This is a genomic window from Caballeronia sp. AZ10_KS36 (assembly GCF_023631105.1).
Classification (GTDB): domain Bacteria; phylum Pseudomonadota; class Gammaproteobacteria; order Burkholderiales; family Burkholderiaceae; genus Caballeronia.
Genome location: NZ_JALQDQ010000018.1, coordinates 692,127 through 699,193 on the forward strand (window position 1 = coordinate 692,127; position 7,067 = coordinate 699,193).

At 61.4% G+C, this 7,067-nt stretch carries 4 protein-coding genes and 1 rRNA gene; 2 read left to right on the forward strand and 3 right to left on the reverse strand.

Annotated features, from left to right (window positions below):
- Positions 1–131 precede the first annotated feature (131 nt).
- Positions 132–1,295 carry a porin gene (locus tag NCR35_RS13395; protein WP_250534697.1) on the forward strand — a complete coding sequence of 388 codons (1,164 nt, stop codon included), beginning with the start codon at positions 132–134 and terminating at the stop codon, positions 1,293–1,295.
- A 138-nt stretch (positions 1,296–1,433) separates the two neighbouring features.
- On the opposite strand, the gene NCR35_RS13400 is transcribed toward NCR35_RS13395, so the two are convergent.
- Together NCR35_RS13400 and NCR35_RS13405 are read right to left on the reverse strand one after the other, a co-directional pair.
- The gene (locus NCR35_RS13400) at positions 1,434–3,107 is read right to left on the reverse strand and encodes a long-chain fatty acid--CoA ligase (RefSeq protein ID WP_250534698.1); all 1,674 of its coding nucleotides are present in this window, start codon (positions 3,105–3,107) and stop codon (positions 1,434–1,436) included.
- Positions 3,108–3,234: 127 nt separating this feature from the next.
- Positions 3,235–5,316: a molybdopterin-containing oxidoreductase family protein gene (locus NCR35_RS13405; RefSeq protein ID WP_250534699.1), complete on the reverse strand. Its 2,082-nt coding sequence runs from the start codon at positions 5,314–5,316 to the stop codon at positions 3,235–3,237.
- A 153-nt stretch (positions 5,317–5,469) separates the two neighbouring features.
- Here NCR35_RS13405 and NCR35_RS13410 point away from each other — a divergent pair, with 153 nt between their 5' ends.
- The gene (locus NCR35_RS13410) at positions 5,470–6,660 is read left to right on the forward strand and encodes a M20 aminoacylase family protein (RefSeq protein WP_250534700.1); all 1,191 of its coding nucleotides are present in this window, start codon (positions 5,470–5,472) and stop codon (positions 6,658–6,660) included.
- A gap of 93 nt (positions 6,661–6,753) precedes the next feature.
- Here the strand turns inward: NCR35_RS13410 and rrf are convergent.
- Positions 6,754–6,867, reverse strand: a 5S ribosomal RNA gene (gene rrf / locus NCR35_RS13415).
- Positions 6,868–7,067 lie beyond the last annotated feature (200 nt).

Genomic DNA, 7,067 nt, shown 5'->3' on the forward strand with positions numbered 1-7,067 from the left:
TGCGAAAAGTCGTGTTTGTTACATTACGTGTCACTTCGCAAAGAAGACCCCGGCAGGGACCGTCAACACACTGGCGCTAGAACAGTGACCTTGCCAAACAAGTCGCAAAACACTCCTTGGAGATCTACACAATGAAAAAGTCGCTTCTCGCTCTCGCAGCATTGGGCGTCTTCGCTGGCGCCGCACATGCGCAGAGCAGCGTGACGCTGTACGGCATCATCGACGCAGGTTTCGCCTATTCCAATAACGTCAACGGTCAGAAGCTGTATTCGATGAGCAGCGGCAACGTGCAGGGCAGCCGTTGGGGCCTGCGTGGCACGGAAGATCTGGGCGGCGGCCTGAAGGCCCTGTTCGTGTTGGAGAACGGCTTCAACGTGTTCAACGGCCGTCTCGCTCAAGGCGGCTCGGAGTTCGGCCGTCAGGCGTATGTGGGTCTGTCGACGGCGCAATTCGGCACGGTCACGCTGGGTCGCCAGTATGACTCCGTGGTCGACTTCACCGGTGCGTTCGAAGTCGGCAGCCAGTGGGCGACGTACTACGGTGCGCACCCGGGCGACCTCGACAACATGAACAACTCGAACCGCGTGAACAACGCGATCAAGTTCACGAGCGCCAATTACGCGGGCTTCACGTTCGGCGGTCTGTATAGCCTCGGCGGCAACGCTGGCCAGTTCAACCGCAACCAGATTTGGTCGGTCGGTCTCGGCTACTCGCAAGGTCCGCTGCAATTGGGCGCGGGCTACCTGAACGTCAAGGACCCGAACTACTCGTTCTTCGGCAACACGCCGGCGTCGAGCACGACGGGCTCGAACATGGGCGGCAGCCGCGTGTATTCCGGCTACGCTTCGGCTCATACGCAGCAAGTGATCTCGGCAGGCGCGGCTTACACGTTCGGCGCAGCAACGGTCGGCGCGACGTATAGCAACACGCAGTTCAAGGATGTCGGCAGGGAAGCAGGCACGGGTCTGAACCCGGCTGGCTACACGGGCGGCACGGGCAAGTTCCACAACGCCGAAATCAACTTCAAGTATCAGCTGACCCCGGCTCTGCTGGTTGGCGCTGCCTACGACTACACGAAGGGTTACGGCCTGGGCAATGCCAAGTATCACCAAGGCATGCTGGGCGCGGACTACTTCCTGTCGAAGCGCACGGACGTGTATATCGACGGCGTGTATCAACACGCTTCGGGCACGGACTCGACGCGTGGCGCCGCAGTCGCCAACATCAACGGCCTGTCGCCGTCGTCGACGTCGAACCAGGTTGCAGCGCTGGTCGGTATCCGCCACAAGTTCTAAGAAGCTAGTAACAACGTCGTATTCCTCAAAAGGCGCCTTCGGGCGCCTTTTTTTTGTCTCGAGCTTTCGCCACGCGCCATGAAAAAAAGCCTTCGCGTCTTGCGACGCGAAGGCTTCGATAGAGTGAGCGCGATCCGGTCAGACTGTACCGTCGCGCAACTCGCGGCGAAGGATCTTGCCCACATTGCTCTTCGGCAAGTCCTTGCGAAACTCGATGATGCGCGGCCGCTTATAGCCCGTCAGCCGTTCCTTGCAGAACGCGATCACGTCCGCTTCGGTCAGGTTATCGTCCTTGCGCACGATGAAGAGCTTCACCGCCTCGCCCGAATTCTGATCCTTCACGCCGACCGCGGCCACTTCGAACACGCCCGGCAGCATCGCCACGACATCCTCGATTTCGTTCGGATACACGTTGAAGCCCGAGACGAGAATCATGTCCTTCTTGCGATCGACGATCTTCACGTAGCCGCGCTCGTCGAACACGCCGACATCGCCTGAGCGGAAGAAACCATCGGGCGTCATCACCTTCGCCGTTTCGTCCGGGCGATTCCAGTAGCCGGCCATCACCTGCGGTCCCTTGATGCAGATTTCGCCCGCTTGGCCGAGCGGCACTTCGTTGTTGTCGTCGTCGCGGATGGAGACTTCGGTCGATGGCAACGGCAAGCCGATGGTGCCGGTGTACTCGGTGGCCGTCACGGGATTGCACGTGACGCACGGCGAAGTCTCCGACAGCCCGTAGCCTTCTACGATGGGCACGCCGGTGACCGCGAACCAGCGTTTGGCGACCGCCTCTTGAACCGCCATGCCGCCGCCGTTCGCCGCGATCAGTTTCGAGAAGTCCAGCTTCGAGAAATCGGGATGATTCAGCAACGCGTTATAGAGCGTATTCACTGCCGGGAACGTATTGATGGGAATGCCCTTCAGTTCCTTGATGGTGCCCGCGATATCGCGCGGATTCGGAATCAGCACGCCCAGCCCGCCCGTGCGGATGGTGAGCATGCCGCACACCGTCAACGCGAAGATGTGATACAGCGGCAGCGCGACGACGCACACGAACTGGTCGATGTCGGGCCGCTGTCTGCGCGCCGGTTCCAGCCACACTTCCGATTGCAGCACGTTGGCGATCAGGTTCCGATGCGTCAGCGTCGCGCCCTTCGCCACGCCGGTGGTGCCGCCGGTGTACTGGAGGAACGCGACGTCGTCCGGTGTTTGCGCGACCGGCTCCAGCGCGTGGCGGCTGCCTTCGCTGATCGCATCGTTGAAGCGGATGCTGCCCGGCAGATTGAACGCAGGCACCATCTTCTTCACTTTGCGGACGACGAGATTCACCAGCAGGCCTTTCATGCCCATCAGGTCGCCCATTGCGGCGACGACGACATGCTTGATCGCCGTGTTCTTGATCACGGCTTCGAGCGTGGTCGCGAAGTTCTCCAGAATGACGATGGCTTCCGCGCCGCTGTCGCGAAGCTGATGTTCAAGCTCGCGCGGCGTGTACAGCGGGTTCACGTTCACGACGATATAGCCCGCGCGCAGCACAGCGGCAATGGCGACCGGGTATTGGAGCACGTTCGGCATCATCAGCGCGACGCGCGCGCCGCGTTTCAGTCCCCTCTGCTGTAACCACGCAGCGAGCTTTTTCGACATGTCGTCGAGCTCGCCATACGTGATCGCCTGCCCCATGCAGAGAAAGGCGCGACGGTCGCGGTTGTTGCGAAAACTGTCTTCGAGCAACTGCGAGACCGACCGGTACGCCGACACGTCGATCTCCGCGGGTACGCCGGCCGGATACGATTTCAGCCAGAGTTTCTCCATACGGCGTCTCCTTATTTAATTTTCGAATGGTCGTGCGAAAACAGGATGCTAGCCGCTCGCTTCCGTTCCGACAATCCGGTTAGACGCCGCATTCCAGACCACTTCGGGTCGGGTCTTTCCATACTTCTCAATGCACTGACTCCACTTCCACCAGACAATCGTAGAACGTCGCCGATCCCCCCAGATCGGTCAAAGCCTGGCTCGTTACTTGATTGGCGTTGCAGCCATCGGGGGACAACTTTTTCCACCAGATCGACAAGCCGACAACCACGCCTTCGCGCGCCCGATCGGTGACACGCGCACGCGCCTGCATCGACCCGCGATCGTTGAAAATGCGCACCTGCGCGCCGTCCGCGATACCGCGCGCGTCCGCGTCCGCCGGGTGAATATCGAGATGCGGCTCTGCTTCCGTCGCGCGCAGACTTTCGATGTTCACGAAGCTGCTGTTCAGGAAGTTGCGCGCGGGCGGCGAGATCATCGCGAGCGGATAGCGCGCGGCGAGTTCCGGCGCCGCTTCCGCCGACTCGTACGGCGGAAGGTAATCCGGCAGCGGGTCCATGCCTTCGCGTGCGAGACGTTCGCTAAAGAACTCGCACTTTCCTGACGGCGTGCGAAATCCTCCCTGCGCGAGCGGCGCGTCGGGAATGTCGAGTTCGAGCCAGCGCGACGCCTTCAGTGCTTCCCATCCGCGGCCCTTCAGCGTGGGGGCGTCCCAGCGAAAGGCTTTCGAAGCGATCTGCTCATCCGTTTCGAAGAGAGCAGGCTCGGTGAGATGCATCGCGCGGGCGAGGCCGCGGAAGAAATCGGTGTTAGGACGAGATTCGCCCACCGGTGGTATGGCCGGCAGGTTCGCCATGATGTGCGTGTGGCCGTAGGACTTGTGGACGTCGAGGTGCTCGAGCTGTGTGGTCGCCGGAAAGATCAGGTCGGCGTAGTCTGCGGTATCGGTCTGGAAGTGCTCCAGCACGATGGTGAACAAGTCCTCGCGCGCGAAGCCAGCCGCGACCTTTGCCGAGTCCGGCGCAACGGCGACCGGGTTCGAGTTGTAGACGATCAGGGCTTCGATTTTCGGCCCGAACGCGACATCGCCCGGATGAAGCAAGGCGTCCCCGATTCCATTCATATTGATGCTGCGCGGCAGCTTGTTCGGCCAACCCGGCAGCAAGTCCGGGCGCTCGAGCGCGGCGTTGTCGACCGGTGCCCATCCCGACGACGACAACAATAGACCGCCCGACCGCTCACGCCACGCGCCCGTCAGCGATGGCAGACACGCGACGGCGCGCACCGCGTTGCCACCGCCGCGCACGCGCTGCATGCCGTAGTTCAGGCGGATGGCAGCTTTCTTGGTCGAGCCGAATGCACGCGCGAGATCGACGACGGTCTGTTCCTCGATGCCGCAGATCGTCGCCACGCGCGACGGCGGATACTGCGCGGCCCGCGCCGCGAGCGCGTCGAAACCAACGGTGTGGTCTGCGATGTACGCGTGATCGAGCAGGTTTTCGCGGATCAGGACGTGAATCATGCCGAGCGCGAGCGCGGCATCCGTGCCGGGCCGCAGCGCGATGTGCTGATGGCATTTCTCGGCGGTCAGCGACCGATAGGGATCGATTGCGATCAGTTTCGCGCCGCGCCGCTTCGCCTCCTGCGCGCGCGTCCAGAAGTGCAGGCTCGACGCGATCGGGTTTGAGCCCCAGATCAGGATCAGCTCGCTTTCCTCGAAGAACTCGACGTGCATGCCGATGCCCGCGCCATACGTATAGCGCAGCCCGGCCGCACCGGCTGCCGCGCAAATCGTGCGATCCAGCCGCGACGCGCCGAGCACATTGAAAAGTCGCGCGGCGATGCTCTCGCCCTGGACGAGGCCCATCGTGCCGGCGTAGCTGTACGGAAGGATCGCTTCAGGCGCACGGCGCGCGATCGCGCCCAGGCGCTCGGCGGCTATTTGCAGCCCCGCCTCCCAACTGATCCGTTCGAAACGATTGGACCCCTTGGGCCCGACACGGATCAACGGCGTGAGCAGGCGGTCCTTGTGATGCGTTCGCTCGGCGTATCGCGTGACCTTCGTGCAGAGCACGCCTTGCGTCGGCGGATGATCCGGGTCGCCGCTCACCTTCACTGCCCGGCCGTTTTCTACGGTGACGCGCATCGCGCAGGTGTCGGGGCAATCGTGCGGGCAAACGGCTCGGGCAAACTCGGCTGGGGCGTTCATCGGATAGTCCGGTCAATCGGCAAGGGGGCAGATGCCAGAATTCTATTACGCCGGCTATGCGACCGTCCGTCCGATGCCTCAAATAGTGGCGGCGTAGAATGAACCAGCGGTGCATCACACGGTTGGTCCGAATTCAAACAAGCGAGCGGTTCAATGAATCTGATACCGGAAATCGAAGCATCTCACGATGAAATCCAGGCTCTCCGACGAACGATCCACGCTCATCCCGAACTGCGCTATGAAGAGGTAGGGACTGCGAAACTGGTGGCGGAGAATCTCGAACGTTGGGGCATTACGGTCCATCGAGGCTTGGGGAAGACAGGGGTCGTTGGCGTTTTGAAGCGTGGGTCGGGCCCCGCGTCTATCGGGTTGCGCGCCGACATGGACGCCTTGCCGATTCAGGAGATCAACAGCTTCGGCCATAAATCGACTCACGCCGGACGCATGCACGCGTGCGGTCACGACGGGCACACGGCCATGCTGCTAGGCGCGGCCAAGTATCTCGCGGAACACGGAAGGTTCGACGGGACGGTCGTCTTCATCTTTCAACCGGCAGAAGAAGGCGGCGCTGGCGCGAAGGCCATGATCGACGATGGACTTTTCACCCGCTTTCCAGTCGACGCCGTCTTCGGCATACACAACTGGCCTGGCATTCCGGCAGGGCACTTCGGCGTGACGGAAGGGCCGATTATGGCGTCGAGCAATGAGTTCCGAATAACGGTCCGCGGAGTTGGGTCGCACGCCGCTTTGCCGCATAACGGACGGGATCCCGTCTTCAGCGTGGTTCAGATCGCCAATGCGCTGCAGAGCATCATCACGCGCAACAAGAAGCCGCTCGATACGGCCGTCTTGTCGATCACGCAGATCCATGCGGGCGATGCGGTCAACGTGGTGCCCGATCATGCGTGGCTGGGCGGGACGGTACGGACTTTTGCGGTGGAAACGCTCGACCTGATCGAAGCGCGCATGCGGAAGATCGCTGAATCGACCGCTTCCGCTTACGACTGCGAAGCCGAAGTCTACTTCCGTCGAAGCTATCCGCCGACAATCAATGATCCGGCGCAGACGAAGTTTGCGGCCGAGGTAATGGCTGAAGTGGTCGGCGAGCAGAACCTGAATTCTTCCGTCGAACCGACGATGGGCGCTGAAGACTTCTCCTTCATGCTGCTCGAGAAGCCCGGCTGCTACGCGTTTCTGGGTAATGGAGATGGGGCGCATCGCGAGCATGGACACGGTGAAGGTCCGTGCATGCTGCACAACGCGAGCTACGACTTCAACGACGCGTTACTGTCCGTCGGCTCGTCGTATTGGGTTAGGCTCGCTGAGCGGTTCTTAGCCCGATGATCTAGGGCTTGTCCAGTGGCGCGACGCGCTATGTCGCCCGAAACGCAAAAACCCCACCTTTTCGGGGTGGGGTTTTTGTTTGAGCAAGGGGGAGCCTGACGATTACCTACTTTCACACGGGCAATCCGCACTATCATCGGCGTGGAGTCGTTTCACGGTCCTGTTCGGGATGGGAAGGGGTGGGACCGACTCGCTATGGTCATCAGGCATAAAGGGGATGTTGTATCGCGTTGGGGGCGCTACAACCAATCGGGGAAGAAGTAGTATGGTGGGTGGCGATTGTGGCACAAGGCTCACTCAACCAGTGGCACCCGCTCATGGGGTGGCCTAAGACACACTGGTTATAGGATCAAGCCTTACGGGCAATTAGTATCAGTTAGCTCAATGCATTACTGCACTTACACACC